Consider the following 17,077-nt stretch of genomic DNA (forward strand, 5'->3'; position numbering starts at 1 on the left):
CCGCTGCGGACGTTGGCGGGACAGGGTCGAGGCGTCGCGCCGGCCCGAAGGCGAGGAGGGTCGGACGGTGGCGGTGAGCTTGGCAGATCTCGTGCGTGGGGCGTCCGCCGAGGCACGGCGGCTCGCAGCCGCCTTCCCGGCGGACGGGCGGAAGGACGACTTCCCCTGGGCGGTCATCGCCGCCTTCGATGCCGACGTGCGGGGCCATGTCGAGCGCGACCGGCGAATCGAGGATGAGCGCGACCGTGTTCTGATCGCCTCCGTCACCTTGGCCGAGACCGCCGGCGATGCCGAGGCGGACGAGTGGGACCGGGCGCGCCGCCATCTCGTCAGGGCGGTCGATTACCTCGAGGAGACGGTCCTCCGCTTCGGAATCGTCAACCGGGCCGCGGCCCAGCGCGGCTACGGGGCGGCGGGCGATCCGGTCTCGACGTCGCCGGAAGGATAAAGCCGGATTCCTCTTGCCCCGGCTGACATTCGTCATTGAGCAACCGCGTTCCGGTACGCTAACGCTTGCGCAGCAGAGGCTTGACTTGGCGCATCGATGCTACAGCCGATCGAAGCCGGTCTGAGCCGCCCCTGGTACCGGCTCAAGTTTCCGGACGCGCTCGAAGCGCAGTACCGTACCGAGACCGCCCGGCAGAGCGGTCGCTACGTGCAGTCCTGGCTCGCCGTCTTCACCCTGTTCAACCTCCTCTCCCTCGTCATGGACCGGGAGGTGTTCGGTCCCGAGGGGTTCGTCGTGCCCCTGGCGATGACGCTGGGCGTCTTCTGCCCGGTCGCGCTGGCGGCGATCGTGTCCCTGCGGGGACGGCCGACCATGGTGCGGATCTCCGCTGCCGTCCTCGCCACGGCGCTCGTCGATATCGTCGTCGTCCTCAACAGCGCCCGTCTCGCGCCCGCCCCGCATGCCGACGTCTACATCATCATCGCCACCATCGTTCCGCTGGTGGTGGGGTTGATCGCGCCGATGCCGTTCCGGCACTGCCTGTGGTTCTGCGGTGCCTCGTTCGCCCTCTATGGCGGCCTCGTTCTGGCGTTCGGCCTGTGCAACCCGGAGCGCAGCGGCCTGCCCCTGCTGGTCTCCGGGCTGATCCTGGTGCCGTTGAAGCTCTGCTACTCGCGGGAATGGGAGGCCCGGAAAACCTTCCTCATCGGCTTGCGGATGAAGCTCCAGGGCGAGGCGCTCGCCCGCGCCAATGCCCGCCTCACCGTGCTCTCCGAAACCGACTCGCTCACGGCCCTGTCCAACCGTCGCCACTTCTCGGAGCGCCTGGAGGCGGCATGGGATCTCGCCGGCGAGCGGGATGCGTGGCTCGGCGTCATCCTCATCGACCTCGATCATTTCAAGCTCCTGAACGACACCGCCGGGCACGCGGACGGGGACCTTTGCCTCGTGGCGGTGGCGGAGGCGCTGCAGGCCTCCGTCGCGGCCCATGGCGGTCTGGCCGCGCGCTACGGCGGCGAGGAGTTCGTAGCCCTGCTGCCGGACGCCGATCCGTCCGCGGCGCGGTCGGCCGGCGAGGCGATCCGCGCGGCCGTAACGGATCTCGCCATCCGTCATCCCGGCCTGCCTGCGGGGGCACTGGTGACCGTGAGCGTCGGCACCACCGCCGGGCGGGGGCGGACGCGCGATTTCGGCATCCAGGCCGCCGACCTGTTGAAGGCCGCCGACTTCGCGCTCTACGCAGCCAAGAACGAAGGCCGCAACCGGGTCGAGAGCTTCATGCCCGCTGCGAACGCCAACCGGCAGGCCGGCGCCGAGACCCGCGCCGCAATCCCCTCCGCCTGAAAGGGCGGACCTTCCGAACAAAACGCGCGCTGCCGCGTCTTCCCGTCCGGGGGCGGCCGAATGGTGCGGGCCGGAAGGAGCGACCGACGGATGCTGCTCGACGAGGAACGCTGGGCCGGCTCACGCAAGGCTGACGCGCGGGCCGACACACCGTCCGACCTCTCGGGCGGCCCGCGTCTCCGACGGCTGAGTGCGGGCCTCGCGGCGCCCGGTCCCCGGCTCTGGGCCCTCCTCGGCGGCCTGATTCTGCTCGACGCCCTCTGGCTCGCGGTCGTCGGGATCGGCGTCGCCTCGACCGGTCTGTTCGCGGTGCTCGGTGCGGTGACGGTCCTGCTCGGGCTCGCCTTTCTGTTCAGCGCCGTCAAGCCGGAGCCCAAGCTGCGGGCCATGGCCTTGTCGAGCGCCTATCTGGCCGCCTTCACCACCGCGGCGGCTCTCCTGCATTATCTGGGAGCTACCCTGGCGATGCCCTTCGCCGATCCCGCCCTCGCGCGGGTCGAGGCGGCCATGGGCTTCGATTGGCGCGGCTGGGTCGGCGGCCTCGCCGCGCATCCGGACCTGTCCTGGTGGCTGGCGCTCGCCTACCATTCCAGCGGGCCTCAAGTCGGGCTCGTCGTCATCGCTCTGAGTGCGGTGTCGCGGGTCTCGCGCCTTTGGGCCTATGCCCGCCTGTTCAGCCTGGCGCTGCTCGCGTCCATCGCGGTCTCGGCCTTGTTTCCCGCAATCGGGCCCTACGCCTATTACGAGCCGCAGGCCTATCCGCGGGGGCATCTCGAAACGGTCGGCGCCCTCTGGCATCTCGACGCGCTGCATGCCCTGCGCGACGGAACGCTGCCGACGATCGCGCTCTCGGAGATTCGCGGCCTCGTCACCTTCCCCTCGTTCCACGCCTGCCTCGCGGTCCTCACCGCCTGGGCGCTCGCCCCGGTGCCGGTGATCGGGCCGCTGGCACTTCTCCTCAACGCCGCGGTCATCGTCGCCACGCTCGGCGCGGGTGGGCACTACGGGCCGGACGTGCTGGCCGGGACGCTGATGGGGGTTTTTCTGGTGGCCGCTCACCGGCTCCGGCGGCCGTTCTCGCTCGCGGGCGCAGGGCCCTCGCGCAAAGCGCTGCCGGACAGGGGCGTCGGGCCGCTCCCGCGTCCGCAGACGACGGGTTGACGCTTCGCCCAGAAGATCGGGCGGGCGAACCGGCCTCTCGAGCATCGTCCCGAAAGGGGGTTGCCGGCTTTCGGGACGATGCTTCAGTGAATCTACGGGAGCGCGAGTGCCTCACCCCGCATCGGCGAACAGGTCGAGCTGGGTCGAGGCCGCGGCGCGGCGGCGAGGGCGGCGCGTGACGAAGTGTGGGAGTGATGTCCCGGGCTTGCCATAGAGGGCCACGCCGACGACGCGGCTGCGGTCCCCATTCAGCACGATCGACGCGGTGTGTGGACCGGACCGGGCGACTTCTTCGGCGAGCGGTTCCGAGGCCGGAAGCTCGGCCAGCGCACTCAGCAGATCCGACAGGCCCGCGGCCTCGACGCCCATGACGCGAAAGTCGAAACCTCGGCCGGCCCAGGTGTTGCGCGCCGCAGCGGCGCGGGTGGCTGCGAACGGGTTCTCGATGATCTGAGTCGCCGGATCGCCCAGGAAGGCCGCGATGCGCTCACGCTCCGGCACGCGGTGCGCGCTGGCGAGCAACGCGGAAAGTTCGGGCTTGGTGATCGACACCGGGCGAGGCTCGCACGGCTTGACCGGCCGCGTCGAGCCTGGACCGGCCGAGCGCTGTGGAGAGCGCATCATCGTGCGGCTGCTCGACCCGGATGAGGCGGAGGCTCATCTACGCCCTCAGCGACAACGATGCGTTAGATCGCCGGGGTCCAGTATCGAGCAGCCTGCCCACACGCCTTCGCCCTCTGGGGAAGCATCATGGCGTGCGGATCGAAAACGTCTGGGGCCGATCAGCGGCCGGCGGATTTCACCGCTGCGGAGACGAGGTTCTTGGTGGAGGGCGCGGCCGCGATCACCTTCGCGGTCGACTTCTTCGGCTTCTTCGTCTCGCGATTGCCGCGTTTCTTCTCGATGGCCATGTCGATGGCTCCTTCGGGTTCACTTGCGCTAGAAAGGCGTGCTGCGGCTAGTTGAAGACCTTCACCGAGACCGCAATCGGAAGATTTCCCGGCCAGTAGCGAGCGATGAAGCGCATCCTGTCCCAAAGCTCGATGGGATGATCGTTGAGGAGCGCCAAGGCATGAGCCTTCGCTTCGGGGTCGGTTCTGGCGCGGATAAAGCGTCCGGGCCCTTCGGCGCCGGTGCTTCCGACGTCATAGAGACGATAGGACGACGATGCGCCGCCGTGTTCGCTCATTTGAATGATATTGGTCATGATCTCCACCTGTATAATCCAGGCGGGGACATAATTGCCCTCAGCCATCGGAGCCTGAGGGTTGCTCTTCCGATGGTGAGATCATCCTGCGCTTTTCGGAGGCATAAAGATAGTCCTGCGTGAGCCGCCGAGAAACTTAGCTGCAGCCCTGCTCTCCACGACAAAGCCGCTTCAAATGCCGGTCTCTCGCCGTGTCTCCCGGGCGTTCGATGCAGCCCGTCGAGGTCCGTTGCCGAACCGCCATCGTGACCACCGGAACGCATCGTCCCGCCCCCTGTTCTCTCGCCGAGATCGCGCGCTCGCAGCCGCGCTGATGCGAGGGCCGCCCCTGATGCCGGACAAGCTCAAGAGAACCCTGCTCGGCGCGGTCATCGCGGTGGCGCTCGCCGCGGCCGTCTCCTACGGGCTCATCAGCCAGCAGACCGCCGACAAGCTACAGACCGAGGCCAACCAAGCCCTCAACGAGGGACAGCCGGGAAACCCGCCGCCGCAGCAACCGGCGCCGTCTCCCGAGGCTCAGAATTCCGGCAATCCGCAGCCGGCCCCGCGAGAGCCCGCTCAGCCGACCCCCGCTCCGGCCACCCGGTGAGACCTGTCGCCCGGTCGGCGCGACACGCGAGGATGCGACCCATTGTGCAGGGACGGGCCCCGCCGAAGCGCAATCCATCCTGCCGAACGGATGACGGGGAATGGGCATGGCGGCCCGGACGCATCCTCAGCGTGACCGTTTGACGTGGATGGGGCGGTTTGCTCTCATCGGCAGCCCGAAAAGTGCCCAGGATGGTTCGATGCCGCGTCTCCTGCCCGTGATCCTCGCTGCGGCGATGGCTCCCCTGGGCATCGCACACGCCGATGAACTCACCATCGAAGGCGTCGGGATCAGTCGCGATGTCGATTGTCACGGGAAGGATGTGGGGGTCTATGGCGCTGAGAATGAGATCGCGCTGACCGGACGATGCGGGGTCATCACCGTGCACGGGTCGAAGCACAAGGTGAGCTTCGAAGAGGGAAAGGCGCTCTTCGTGTCCGGCATGGACAACACGGTGAAGGGCGGCAGGGCCCAGGATGTGACCGTCAGCGTGACTCAGAACATCGTCACGGCGACGCTGGGAGGCGGCAGCGCCCCCGGTAAGCTGGATACGTCGGGTGCCAACAATCGCGTCTCGCTCCTCCTCGCCGGACCCACGCAGCTGCAGGTGAACGGCGCGGACCATGTCGTGGAGTGGACGCGCAGCGAGGGCGCCCCGAACCCCGATGTGACGGCATCCGGAGCCAAGAACGTCATCAAGCGGAAGCCGTAGGGCGCCTCTTTGCGAAAGCCGCTGAGTGGACGGATGATCCCGGCATTCGGCACCATCGCCCGGCTCGGAAGTTAGTCCTGTGAAGCGCGGCTTACCGCCGGCGCACCGATTCAGGAGCCAACCCGATGAAGCGGCTATTGCTCGCCTCTGCCCTCGTTCTTTCCCCGCTCGCTCTGTCCGCGACGGCCCAGGCTCAGGGGACCCTTCGCGGCGCTGAACGCGGCGTGGAAGACGGCAACCGCGCCGCCGGCCCGGTCGGCGGCGTCGTGGGCGGTGCCGTCGGGGCCGCGACCGGCACGGTCGGCGGCGTGCTCGGGGTCGATCCCGATGTCCGCCGTGAGGATCGCATCGAGCGGCGCGAAGAGCGGACCGTCCGCGAGCGTCCGGCCCGGTAATCGAGGCTGAGAGAGCCGGGGGTGATGGCCGCTCCCGGCCCTTCCAAGAAGACCGCCCGGGGCTCTCGAAATCCTCTGGTGGCCTTCGATCGCAGGTGCAGCCGGCTGTTTAGGCCCCTTTCGCGAGCCCATGCGCTCTCCTCGGCGGAAAGCGCAGGAAAATTACCTTCCTGCCCGCCTCTTGCCGGCAAGACTTGCTGGAAAGACTTGGAATTTCAGAAAATTGGTGCGGACGGCGGGACTCGAACCCGCACAGCCTTGCGGCCGCAAGATTTTAAGTCTCGTGCGTCTACCGGTTTCGCCACGTCCGCATCGGCGCAGCGGTAGCGGTCCGGTGAGGCCAGATCAAGCGGGTGGGTGCCAGCCGTAGACCCAGGCGTAGCGCGCGCTCATGCCTTCGGGCCCGGTGCGGCGCATTACCGTGTCCCGGGCGAAGCCGATCAGCCGGCCGGCATGGTAGAAGCGCCCGTTGCGGCGGGCGGCCCGTTGCACCGCCCGCACGCGGGATTGGCGCGCCGCGGCGTAGGCCGAAAGCGATTCAGGCACGCTCGCCCCGGCGGACAGGCTCGCCGCCAGCACCGCAGCGTCCTCGATGGCGAGCGCCGCGCCCTGGGCCAGGAACGGCAGCACCGGATGGGCGGCGTCGCCCAGAAGCGCGATCCGGCCCCGCGCCATCGGCCGCACCGCCGGCCGGTCCACCAGCGACCACACCATCCAGCTATCGGGAAGGGTCAGCAACTCCGTCAGCGGCGGGGCCGCATCGGGAAAATGGTCGCGCAGGACCATCGGGTCGCCGATCCGGCCCCAATCCTCGTCGCCCTCGCGCTCCGGGACGATCGCCACCACGTTGAGCCGCTTGCCGCCGTTGATCGGGTAGTGGACGACGTGCCGCCGGTGCCCGAGCCAGAGCCCCGTTTCGGCGCCCTGAAGCGCCTCGGGCGCGGCCTCGCGCGGGATCACCGCCCGCCACGCCGCTTGGCGGTGGAGCCGCAGCGGGCGCGTGTCGAAGTGCTGTCGCAGGCTCGAGCGCACGCCGTCGGCACCGATGACGAGGTCGGCGTCGAGGGTCTCGGTGCGGTCGCCGTCGATGCTGCGCATCGTCAGGCTGACGCCGTCCTCGGTCTCGCCCAGGCCCGACACCTCGCGCCCGACGCAGAGGCGGATGCCGGGGCGCCCGCGCACGGCATCGAGCAGGATCGTCTGCAGGTCGGCGCGATGCAGAACGTAGTAGGGTGCGCCGTGACGCTCGCGGATGCTGGCGCCCAAGCGGATGCCGCCGACGACGCGGCCGGTGGTCAGCGCGCGCACGGTGACGCCCGGCGGCTCGTCGCCCGCCCGGCGCAGGGCCGCGCCGAGCCCGAGGCCGATCAGCACCGCGCTGGCGTTCGGCGAGAGCTGGAGGCCGGCGCCGACCTCGGAGAACCCGGTGCGCCGCTCGATCAGCGTGACGGCGTGGCCGGCCCTGGCGAGCGCCAGCGCGGCGGTGAGCCCGCCGATCCCGGCGCCGACGATGACGATGGAGAGCGCCGCCACGGACGGCCCGGCCCGGTCAGGCGGCCTTGGACGTGTTGTCGGGCGTCTCGCCGTGCCACACGCACCCGGCCGGCTCCGCCGTGCCCGGCGTCAGCTTCGGGTCGTAGCGGAACAGGGTCGAGCAATACTGGCAGATGATCTCGGTGTCGCTGCCCATGTCGAGGAAGACGTGCGGATGATCGAACGGGGGCAGCGCCCCGATGCACATGAACTCCTTCGAGCCCACCGCGATCACGGTCACGCCGGCCTGATTGTGGAAGTGGGGAACCGCCTTGTCAGCCATCGCACGTCCCTGAAACCGAGGCCGTGGTCTAGCGCGTTCGCGGCCGCACGCCTAGGGTCCCGCTTCGATCTGCCGACGGTCTGAAGACGCGCGCCTGCGAGGCCGCGGCCTTTCGCGGGAGGCGCCGGCCCGATGCGGTACTCTCTTGTTCGCGTCGCCGAACCGTCCGATCGGCAGGTCTACCATGCCATTCGTCGCTCCTCGTTGTGGGAGGAAAGGGGACGGGTTGGTTATGACGATGCCCGGCCTGAGGAGCTTTTCCCGAACCACCACGCCCTGCTCTTGAAGCGGGATGAAGCGGGCATCGGCACCACGCGCCTCGACGACCTCGGGAACGGGACAGGGATCGTCAGACTCGTGGCCATCACGGCCCCCCTTCGCAGGAGCGGGCATGGCCGCGTGCTCGACGCGATGGTGGCGGATTACGCGAGAGCGCTTGGCCTCGGCAGGCTGTTCGTCAGCGCGGCGTCGGATGCCGAAGGGTTCTATTCGTCGGCGGGATGGATACGACTGACGAGGGATGCGCCGGTCCTCCTCGGACAAGCCGAGGGCTTTGTGGCGATGACCAAACGCATCGTCCGACAAGGTGCGCTGATTTGATGTGACTCCCGATTGGCCGCCCCACTGGCTCGGCCCGGAACGAACCAAGGTGCGGTCGGTCCAATCGAACAGCGCGAAAGGCATTCATGCTCGGGCGCGCGCGGGTTGGCGCCGGCCCTGGGGCGGCGTAAGACGAGAGCGTCCGCCTCGAACGTCCCTCGCTAAGCGCCCGATCTCCCATGAGCCGTGAAGAGCAAGCCGTCGCCGAAGGCGGGCGCCGCGCCCCGGAGCCGCCGATCCACGGACCGGAGGGGTTCGAGGGCATGCGCCGCGCCGGCCGCCTCACCGCGGAGGCGCTCGATCTCCTGGTCGAGGCCGCCCAGCCCGGCGTGACGACGGAGCATCTCGATCGGCTCGCCTTCGAGTTCGGCATGGATCACGGTGCCTATCCGGCCTCGCTGTTCTACCGCGGCTACCGCAAATCGATCTGCACCTCGATCAATCACGTCGTCTGCCACGGCATTCCCAACGACAAGCCCCTGCGCGAGGGCGACATCGTCAATCTCGATTGCTGCCTGATCCTCGACGGCTGGCACGGGGATTCGAGCCGCATGGCCTATATCGGCGAGGTGCCGCGCAAGGCGCAGCGCCTGTGCGAGATCACCTACGAGGCGCTGATGCGCGGCATTCGCGCGGTGAAGCCCGGCGGCTCCACCAACGATATCGGCCGTGCGATCCAGACCTACGCGGAATCCGAGCGCTGCTCGGTGGTGCGCGATTTCTGCGGCCACGGGCTCGGCCGCGTCTACCACGACGCGCCGACCATCCTGCACTACGTCGAGGCGAGCTACGATGTGCCGCTCAAAGCCGGCCAGTTCTTCACCATCGAGCCGATGATCAATCTCGGTCGGCCTGCGGTGAAGGTGCTCTCCGACGGATGGACCGCCGTGACCCGCGACCGGTCGCTGTCGGCGCAGTTCGAGCACACGGTGGCGGTGACCGAGGATGGCTACGAGATCTTCACGCTCTCGCCCAAAGGCCTCGATCAGCCCAAGCCGCATGGTCTCGAGGCGCACGGCGCGCAGGCCGACTGACGGCCCGACGGGGATGGCCCGCCGAACGGCCGAACCACCCGGCCCGCCGAGCCTCTCCGAGGCGGGGGCTCCGGCCCCAGCCGGGGAGGCCCGGCATTATCACGGCCACCGCGAGCGCCTGCGCACCCGCTTCGCCGATCACGGCGCCGAGGCACTGGCCGATTACGAACTGCTCGAACTCACCCTGTTCCGGGCAATCCCGCGGCGGGACGTCAAACCGCTCGCCAAGGCGCTGATCCACCGCTTCGGCTCGTTCGCCGAGGTGCTCAGCGCCGATCCCGCCCGGCTCGCGGAGGTCGAGGGGATCAGCGCCGGGGTTGTCGCCGACCTCAAGCTGATCGAGGCCGCGGGCCGGCGGCTCGCCCGCGGCGCCATCGTTGAGCGACCGCTGCTCTCCGCGTGGAGCGCGCTCCTCGAATATCTGCGCGCCACCATGGCGTTCTCGGGCCGCGAGGAGTTCCGCCTGCTGTTCCTCGACCGGCGCAACCACCTCATCGCCGACGAGGTGCAGGGGCGCGGCACCGTCGATCACACCCCGGTCTATCCCCGCGAGGTGGCGCGGCGGGCGCTCGAACTCTCCGCCACCGCGATCATCCTCGCCCACAACCACCCCTCCGGCGATCCGACGCCGTCGAACGCCGATATCCGCATGACCCGGGAGATCGTCTCGGTGCTCGGTCCGCTCGGCATCGTGGTGCACGACCACGTCATCCTGGGCCGCGACGGGCATGCGAGCCTCAAGGGCCTCAAGCTGATCTGAGCCGCAGACGTGCTCCCCGCCGAGCCTGCCGGCCGTGTCGGCAAAATTTTCCATGACTGGTTGTGCGATCCTGCAACGAAGCGTCGCTTCGAGGGATGGGATTGCGCGCGGCTTCCGCTACATCGATCGCAGGGCCGCGGGTGCGGCGTGCCGCGGCGGCGGCGGGGCACGGGGTTGCGGGGCCGGCGGAACGTCCGCCGCGTGGCCTGCCTCTTGCTCCGCTCGGACGACATCGCAGGGGGATTCGCGCGGATGGCGCAGACGGCGTTCGACGAGATGAACGGGACAGGAACGGGCCAGCCCGATCCGGTTGTCGTGCGGGAGGCCTACGACATCCTCAAGTCGTGGCTCGACAAGACGCCGCCGGAGCATTTCAACACCCGCCGCAGCCAGGCCGAGATGCTGTTCCGGCGCATCGGCATCACCTTCGCGGTCTACGGCGCCAACGAATCGACCGAGCGGCTGATCCCGTTCGACATCATCCCGCGGGTGCTGACCAAGCCCGAATGGGACTTCCTCGAGCGGGGCCTGAAGCAGCGGGTCACCGCGCTCAACGCCTTCATCAACGACATCTACGGCGCCGAGGAATGCATCAAGGCCGGTATCATCCCGGCCGACCTCGTCTACCGCAACCCGCATTACCGCATGGAGATGCGCGCCTTCGACGTGCCGCACGATCTCTACGTCCACATCGCCGGCATCGACATCGTGCGGACCGGCGAGAAGGACTTCTTCGTGCTGGAGGACAACGCCCGCACCCCATCCGGCGTCTCCTATATGCTGGAGAACCGCGAGGTGATGATGCGGCTCTTCCCCGAGCTGTTCTCCCGCCATCGCGTCGCGCCGGTCGAGAACTATCCCGACGCCCTGCTTGCGACCCTGCGCAGCCTCGCCCCGGCTTCCGCCACGCGGGACCCGACCGTCGTCCTGCTGACGCCCGGCCGCTACAACTCGGCCTTCTACGAGCACTCCTTCCTGGCCGACAAACTCGGCGTCGAACTGGTGGAGGCGGGCGACCTCTTCACCAAGGACGAGGTCGTCTACATGCGCACCACCGAGGGGCCGCGCCGGGTCGACGTGATCTACCGTCGCCTCGACGACGACTTCCTCGATCCGCTCGTCTTCCGGCCGGACTCGGTGCTTGGCGTGCCCGGGCTGATGAACGCCTACGAGCGGGGCAACGTCACCCTGTCGAACGCCGTCGGCACCGGTATCTCGGACGACAAGGCGGTCTACAGCTACATGCCGGAAATCGTGAAGTTCTTCACCGGTGAGGAGCCGATCCTGCACAACGTGCCGACCCATCGCTGCCGCGAGAAGGACGCCTTCTCCTACGTGATGGACAACCTCAAGGACCTCGTTGTGAAGGAGGTCAACGGCTCGGGCGGCTACGGCATGCTGGTGGGCCCGCACGCGACGCGGCGCGAGATCGACGAATTCGCGAAGAAGCTGCGCCACGCGCCCGACAACTTCATCGCCCAGCCGACGCTCTCGCTCTCCACCTGCCCGACCTTCGTCGCCTCGGGCGTCGCCCCGCGCCACGTCGATCTGCGCCCGTTCGTGCTGGCCGGCGCCGACGAGATCCGCATCGTGCCCGGCGGCCTGACCCGGGTTGCCCTGAAGGAAGGCTCGCTCGTGGTCAATTCGAGCCAGGGCGGCGGCACCAAGGATACCTGGGTGCTCGATGCCTGAGCGCTTCGCCCGATACTTTCGCAATCTTCAGGCGGGCCGGGCAGCGTCGGTGATGAAACACCGCGCATCTGCCGCCCTGGTCGCCAACGCGCCCGCGAGCTGACGCCATGCTGTCCCGGACTGCCGACAACCTCTACTGGCTCTCGCGCTACGCCGAGCGCGCGGATTTCCTGGCCCGCATCCTCGACGCGGCGCTGCGGCTGGCGGCCCTGCCGTCGAGCTACGGCGGACGCACCTCGAACGAGTGGGCCTCCGCCCTGTCCTCGGCGGGCGATCCCGAGCTGTTCAAGACGCTCTACGATTCGGTCAACGAGCACACGGTCTGCAACTTCCTCGCCTTCTCGCCCCACAACCCGTCCTCGATCCGCTCCTGCATCGCCACCGCGCGGGAGAACGCCCGCTCGATCCGCACGGCGCTCACCACCGAGATGTGGGACACGATCAACGGCGCCTATCTCGAACTACGGTCCTACGAGGGCCGCGACCTCTCGCGCGACGAGTTCACGCAGTTCCTCGACTGGGTGAAGCGCGTCTCGCTGACCTTCGACGGCTCGGCCTACCGGACGATGCTGCGCAACGACGCCTACTGGTTCACCCGCGCCGGCACGGCGATCGAGCGGGCGGACAACACCGCGCGCATCCTCGACGTGAAGTACCAGATCCTGCTGCCGGCCTCGGAGCGGGTCGGCGGCTCGCTCGACTACTTCCAGTGGACGACGATCCTGCGCGAGGTCTCGGCCTTCAACGCCTACCACTGGGTCTACCGCGAGAGCATCAAGCCGGTTCTCGTCGCCGACCTGCTGATCCTCAACCCCGAGATGCCGCGCTCGCTCGCGAGTTGCTACCGCATGCTGGTGGAGCATCTCGATCTGATCGCCGACGCCTACGGTCGCCGTGGCGAGAGCCAGCGGCTTGCGAGCAATCTGCGGGCGAAGCTTCGCAGCGCTGAAATCGAGCGCGTCTTCGCCTCCGGCCTCCACGAGTTCATCCAGGGCTTCATCGTCGAGAACAACAGTCTCGGCGCCGCCATCAGCGAGCAGTATCTGGTGTGAGAGAGGCTCCCTGATACGGCCTCCGTTTCGATTCAGCGGACGCCGTATCAGGGAGCCTGCGCTCTGCCCGAGCGAAGCCGAAATCCGCCCTCCCGAAAGGCACCGACCGGTTTCGGGAGAGGCGCTCGAAAGCTGGCCTGAGGGTGATCGGCGACGGGGTTCCGAGGCCGAGCGACCGCGCGGCGCCCCGCCATCGCGCGAAGACGCATGATACCTGTTCTCGGCGTGTAGGGCCAAAGATGGCGGCCGAGATTGCCGCGCCGCACATCGGGTTTGTCGAGTAAAGCACCCGAGCGGGCATAAAACTGGAAAAATGTGTCGGTTCACGGCAAGTCCGGCTCCGACACTCCATCAACATTGTTGCAGGTCGTCGCCTGAGCGGGCGCCCGGCACGGCTGCAAAGCATAAAAATAATCGACCGTGCATTTTGGGGAGACGATCGCCGGCCGTCCTCCGACTGACATCGACTCCCGTTCGACCGCTGCGGCGCTCGAAGAGCGGGCGGCGCATATGCGCGATGAATTTCCTGCCAAAACCTTGTTCCGCTCGGCCGGCCCTGTGAGGATCTGCAAACGATGCTGTCGATGCATGTTGATGCCGAGAAGGATTGGAAGGCCTCGGACTGTACCGTCACCGAGCCGTCGACGATCCGTCGCGCGATCTCGGCGGCTTCGATCGGGAATGTCGCCGAGTGGTATGATTTCGGCGTCTATGCGTTCTTCGAGCCGACGATCCAGAAGGTGTTCTTCTCGAATCTCTCCCACACGATGGGGGAGATCGCGACCTTCGGGCTGTTTGCCGTCGCCTTCCTGATCCGGCCGCTCGGCGGCATGTTCTTCGGCCCGCTGGCCGACCGGATCGGCCGCAACAAGGTTCTTGCGGCCACGATGATCCTGATGGCCGTCGGCACCTTCGCGATCGGCTGCATTCCCAGTCAGGACAGCATCGGCATCGCCGCGCCCCTTCTCCTTCTCGTTGCCCGTCTGATCCAGGGCTTCTCCACCGGCGGCGAGTACGGGAGCGCCATGACCTTCATCGCCGAGTACGCCCCCGACCGGCGGCGGGGCTATCTCGGGAGTTGGTTGGAGTTCGGCACCTTCACCGGCTACCTGCTGGGCGCGATCGTCGTGACCGTGGCGGGTCTCGCCCTGACCGAGCAGCAACTGCTCGATTGGGGCTGGCGTCTGCCCTTCTTTCTGGCCCTGCCGCTCGGCCTCGTCGGCGTCTACCTGCGTTCGCAGCTCGCCGAGACCCCCGCCTTCGCCGCCCTCGAACAGGAGACGGAGGATCGCGAGAGGCGTCTGCGCGCGGGACAGACCGCGAAGGATATCCTGGTCCTCTGGCCCTACGTCCTCGTCTGCATGGGGCTCGCACTGGCCTGGAACGTGCCGAACTACATGCTGACCTCCTACATGCCGACCTACGTCACGCAGACCTTGCCGATGATGCAGCAGGCCGGCGGCATCTCGCCGACGGAGTCTCAGGTTCTGCAGATTACGGTGATGGTGCTCGCGCTCCTGTCGATCCCGTTTATCGGCCGCCTGTCCGACCGCTTCGGACGCAAGCCCTTCGCTCTGATCGGGGCGGTCGGCCTCGTGGTCATGGCCCTGCCGATGATCCTGCTGATCCGCAGTCAGAGCGAGGCCGCGGTCTTCCTCGGCCTGCTGATCATGGGGCTGCTGCTGATCTGCTTCAGCGCCACGATGCCTTCGACGTTGCCGGCCCTCTTCCCCACGAACCTGCGGGCGAGCGGTCTCTCGATCTCGTTCAACGTGTCCGTCTCGCTCTTCGCCGGAACGACGTCGGTCGTCGTCGGATCGCTCGTGGCGTATACCGGCGACCTCAATTGGCCCGCCTATTACCTGATGATCGCCGGCGTGATCGGCGTGGTCTCGATCCTCCTCATCCGCGAACCCAACGGCAAGCGCATGTGGGGCTCGCCGCCGGCCGCGGCGAGCGAGCAGGAGGCGCACGACCTCGTCCGGAGCGACAACCCAGGTTCGGTCGGCAGCGGACCGGGACTGCCGGGGCCGGGCAGGGCCGTGCGGGGCCGGATGGCCTGAACAGCGGATCCTGCCAGAACCCGTGCTGTCTTCATCGGGCACGGGCTTCTCGCACTCTCGCGTCGCTCAGGGTCGAATCTCGGAGCGCCCCGCTCGAAGCGAAGCGCCGTGCGGTCAGTCGCCGTACCTGTCGTATCGCCGCCCCTCGTTGTACCGGGAGCTGCGATACGACCGGCCGTAATGACCGCCGAAATCGTGCTTGCGCCGCCATCCATGGGCCGGGGCCGATCCATGATGGGGTCCGCCGAGAAAACGCGCTCTGCCAAAGCTTTGAGCAAGCTTCCCGATTTCCAAAGTGCCGTCCTTGCCCTAGCTTGCCGCAAGTCGTCCCGGCAGGATCAAGGCATGCGCATCCGGATCGTCCACGATACGGTCTATACGTACCAGCAGCCCGCGCGGGGCCTGATTCAGATCCTGCGGCTGACGCCCCGTGACCATGACGGTCAGCATGTGCGCGAGTGGCGGATCGAGCCCTCCGTCAACGGACGGCTCACCGCGCGCGAGGACGGGTTCGGCAATCTCGTCCACTGGTTCACCGCCGACGATCCCACCGACGCGCTCACCGTGCGGGTGACCGGCGAGATCGAAACCTTCGAGACCAGCGGTGTCGTGCGCGGCGCGGTGGAGCGCCTCCCCGATCTGTTCTACCTGCGCGACACCCCGCTGACCGAGGCGAGCCCGGAACTCAAGGCCTTCGCGGAGAGGGTCGCGGGCAAGGGGGAGCGTGATGCGCTGCCGATGCTGCACCGCTTGCTCGCCGCCGTCCACGACACCGTGACCTTCGAACCGGGCCCGACCAGCGCCAGCACCAGTGCCGCCCAATCCTTCGAGGTCGGGAAGGGCGTGTGCCAGGATCTCACCCACATCTTCCTCGCCGCTGCCCGGCATCTGGAGATCCCGTCGCGCTACGTCTCCGGCTATTTCCGCCGCGACGACGGCGCCGACGACCAGAAGGCGGGGCATGCCTGGGCGGAATCACTGGTGCCGGGCCTCGGCTGGATCGGGTTCGACCCGGCCAACGGCATCTCCGCGACCGAGGCGCATGTGCGCGTCGCCGTCGGCCTCGACTATCTCGGCGCCGCGCCGATCCGCGGCAGCCGCGTCGGCGGAGGCACCGAAACCCTCGACGTGGCCCTGCGCGTCGAGCAGGTGCATTCCCAATCGCAGTCTCAGGGCCACGGTCAGCAGAGCCAGAGTCAAAGCTAAAGTCTTGGCCAGAGCTTGGGCCAAGGCCGAGCCGGCACCGGGCCTTGGGTCCGGCTTTTAAAAAAAGTTGTCTTGCCGGGCCGGCTCGGAGCGTGCGATGCGAGCCGCCTGAACCTGCCCGGCGCACGGGCTCCTGCCTGAGGCGGCGACCGCCATGACCTACTGCGTCGGAGTGCTCGTCGAGGACGGGCTGGTGATGATCGCCGACACCCGCACCAATGCGGGGCTCGACAACATCTCGACCTTCCGCAAGCTGCACATGTTCAACACGCCGAATGAGCGCGTGATGATGCTGGCCTCGGCCGGCAACCTGTCCATGACGCAATCGGTGCTCAGCATGCTCCGCGAGGGCGTGGACGACATCGAGGGCGAGACGCCGGCCAAGCTCAAGGACGCGGCCACGATGTTCAAGGCGGCCCAGCTCGTCGGCCGGGCGATTCGCCGGGTACGCGAGATCGAGGCGGCCGGGTTCGAGGCAGCCAACCTGCGCATGGAGGTCTCGTTCCTGTTCGGTGGTCAGATCGGCACCGAGCCGATGCGGCTGTTCATGATCTACTCGGCCGGCAATTTCATCGAGTGCAGCCGCGAGGCGCCGTTCCTCCAGATCGGCGAGCACAAATACGGCAAGCCGATCCTCGACCGGGCCGTGACCTTCGAGACCGACCTCTACGACGCGCTGAAGGTGGGCCTCGTCTCGATGGATTCGACCATGCGCTCGAATCTCGGCGTCGGCCTGCCGATCGACATCGCCGTGCAGCGCCGCGGCGCCCTCGACCTCGAAGTGAGCCATCGCATCGAGGCCGGCGAGAGCTACTTTCACGATCTGCGCGAGCGCTGGTCGGCGGCGCTCCGCGCGGCGCACCGCGCGATTCCGCGCCCGCCCTACGGGCCGCAGCGCTAAAGCGCATCCCGACGAAGGGGACGCCTCTTCGGCAAAAGAAGGCGCGTCACAACAAGGGCCGAGAGGCGCCGGCCCGATGCAATGGGGTCGGGTACGG

The 17,077-nt window shown here is 68.1% G+C and carries 19 protein-coding genes and 1 tRNA gene; 14 read left to right on the top strand and 6 right to left on the bottom strand.

The window, feature by feature from the left end; genetic code table 11:
• Positions 1-67 precede the first annotated feature (67 nt).
• From Y590_RS10140 to Y590_RS10150, 3 genes are all read left to right on the top strand, one after another.
• Complete coding sequence (locus Y590_RS10140) at positions 68-448, top strand: hypothetical protein (protein WP_060769724.1); 381 nt, start codon at positions 68-70, stop codon at positions 446-448.
• Positions 449-544: 96 nt separating this feature from the next.
• The gene (locus Y590_RS10145) at positions 545-1,792 is read left to right on the top strand and encodes a GGDEF domain-containing protein (RefSeq protein ID WP_060769725.1); all 1,248 of its coding nucleotides are present in this window, start codon (positions 545-547) and stop codon (positions 1,790-1,792) included.
• A 90-nt stretch (positions 1,793-1,882) separates the two neighbouring features.
• Positions 1,883-2,953, top strand: coding sequence for a phosphatase PAP2 family protein (locus Y590_RS10150; protein ID WP_060769726.1), 1,071 nt, complete (start codon positions 1,883-1,885; stop codon positions 2,951-2,953).
• Between the two features lie 111 nt (positions 2,954-3,064).
• Here Y590_RS10150 and Y590_RS10155 read toward each other — a convergent pair whose 3' ends face one another.
• The 3 genes from Y590_RS10155 to Y590_RS10160 form a co-directional block, all read right to left on the bottom strand.
• On the bottom strand, positions 3,065-3,505 hold the full coding sequence (locus tag Y590_RS10155) for a hypothetical protein (protein ID WP_060769727.1): 441 nt from the start codon (positions 3,503-3,505) through the stop codon (positions 3,065-3,067).
• Positions 3,506-3,735: 230 nt separating this feature from the next.
• Positions 3,736-3,864 carry a hypothetical protein gene (locus tag Y590_RS27300; RefSeq protein ID WP_256371235.1) on the bottom strand — a complete coding sequence of 43 codons (129 nt, stop codon included), beginning with the start codon at positions 3,862-3,864 and terminating at the stop codon, positions 3,736-3,738.
• A 47-nt stretch (positions 3,865-3,911) separates the two neighbouring features.
• A complete protein-coding gene (locus Y590_RS10160) occupies positions 3,912-4,160 on the bottom strand; it encodes a hypothetical protein (RefSeq protein WP_245517386.1) in 249 nt (82 codons plus the stop codon).
• 331 nt (positions 4,161-4,491) lie between these two features.
• On the opposite strand from Y590_RS10160, the gene Y590_RS10165 reads away from it, so the two are divergent.
• From Y590_RS10165 to Y590_RS10175, 3 genes are all read left to right on the top strand, one after another.
• Positions 4,492-4,749 (top strand): hypothetical protein, encoded by a 258-nt coding sequence (locus Y590_RS10165; protein WP_060769729.1) that lies wholly within the window; start codon positions 4,492-4,494, stop codon positions 4,747-4,749.
• Between the two features lie 199 nt (positions 4,750-4,948).
• Positions 4,949-5,461, top strand: a complete 513-nt coding sequence (locus tag Y590_RS10170; protein ID WP_060769730.1) for a DUF3060 domain-containing protein — start codon at positions 4,949-4,951, stop codon at positions 5,459-5,461.
• Between the two features lie 125 nt (positions 5,462-5,586).
• Positions 5,587-5,856, top strand: a complete 270-nt coding sequence (locus Y590_RS10175; RefSeq protein WP_060769731.1) for a hypothetical protein — start codon at positions 5,587-5,589, stop codon at positions 5,854-5,856.
• A gap of 224 nt (positions 5,857-6,080) precedes the next feature.
• On the opposite strand, the gene Y590_RS10180 is transcribed toward Y590_RS10175, so the two are convergent.
• The 3 genes from Y590_RS10180 to Y590_RS10190 all read right to left on the bottom strand — a co-directional run bounded on the left by Y590_RS10180 (position 6,081) and on the right by Y590_RS10190 (position 7,672).
• Positions 6,081-6,167, bottom strand: a tRNA-Leu gene (locus Y590_RS10180).
• A gap of 34 nt (positions 6,168-6,201) precedes the next feature.
• Positions 6,202-7,389, bottom strand: coding sequence for an FAD-dependent oxidoreductase (locus Y590_RS10185; RefSeq protein WP_060769732.1), 1,188 nt, complete (start codon positions 7,387-7,389; stop codon positions 6,202-6,204).
• Between the two features lie 16 nt (positions 7,390-7,405).
• Positions 7,406-7,672 (bottom strand): zinc-finger domain-containing protein, encoded by a 267-nt coding sequence (locus Y590_RS10190; RefSeq protein WP_060769733.1) that lies wholly within the window; start codon positions 7,670-7,672, stop codon positions 7,406-7,408.
• Positions 7,673-7,804: 132 nt separating this feature from the next.
• Between Y590_RS10190 and Y590_RS10195 the strand changes: the two genes are divergently transcribed.
• From Y590_RS10195 to Y590_RS10230, 8 genes are all read left to right on the top strand, one after another.
• A complete protein-coding gene (locus Y590_RS10195; protein ID WP_060769734.1) occupies positions 7,805-8,272 on the top strand; it encodes a GNAT family N-acetyltransferase in 468 nt (155 codons plus the stop codon).
• A 179-nt stretch (positions 8,273-8,451) separates the two neighbouring features.
• On the top strand, positions 8,452-9,306 hold the full coding sequence (gene map / locus Y590_RS10200) for a type I methionyl aminopeptidase (RefSeq protein ID WP_060769735.1): 855 nt from the start codon (positions 8,452-8,454) through the stop codon (positions 9,304-9,306).
• Between the two features lie 13 nt (positions 9,307-9,319).
• Positions 9,320-10,066, top strand: coding sequence for a RadC family protein (gene radC, locus Y590_RS10205; protein WP_060769736.1), 747 nt, complete (start codon positions 9,320-9,322; stop codon positions 10,064-10,066).
• A 252-nt stretch (positions 10,067-10,318) separates the two neighbouring features.
• Positions 10,319-11,758: a circularly permuted type 2 ATP-grasp protein gene (locus Y590_RS10210; protein WP_060772240.1), complete on the top strand. Its 1,440-nt coding sequence runs from the start codon at positions 10,319-10,321 to the stop codon at positions 11,756-11,758.
• A gap of 107 nt (positions 11,759-11,865) precedes the next feature.
• Positions 11,866-12,810, top strand: coding sequence for an alpha-E domain-containing protein (locus Y590_RS10215; protein ID WP_060769737.1), 945 nt, complete (start codon positions 11,866-11,868; stop codon positions 12,808-12,810).
• A 575-nt stretch (positions 12,811-13,385) separates the two neighbouring features.
• Entirely contained in the window at positions 13,386-14,873 is a 1,488-nt protein-coding gene (locus Y590_RS10220; RefSeq protein ID WP_286161885.1) for an MFS transporter, read from the top strand.
• A gap of 345 nt (positions 14,874-15,218) precedes the next feature.
• Positions 15,219-16,079, top strand: a complete 861-nt coding sequence (locus tag Y590_RS10225) for a transglutaminase family protein (protein ID WP_060769738.1) — start codon at positions 15,219-15,221, stop codon at positions 16,077-16,079.
• A gap of 154 nt (positions 16,080-16,233) precedes the next feature.
• Entirely contained in the window at positions 16,234-16,980 is a 747-nt protein-coding gene (locus tag Y590_RS10230) for a proteasome-type protease (RefSeq protein ID WP_012253671.1), read from the top strand.
• The last annotated feature ends 97 nt before the right edge of the window (positions 16,981-17,077 follow it).

It is taken from the genome of Methylobacterium sp. AMS5, from assembly GCF_001542815.1.
In the GTDB taxonomy this organism is placed as follows: domain Bacteria; phylum Pseudomonadota; class Alphaproteobacteria; order Rhizobiales; family Beijerinckiaceae; genus Methylobacterium.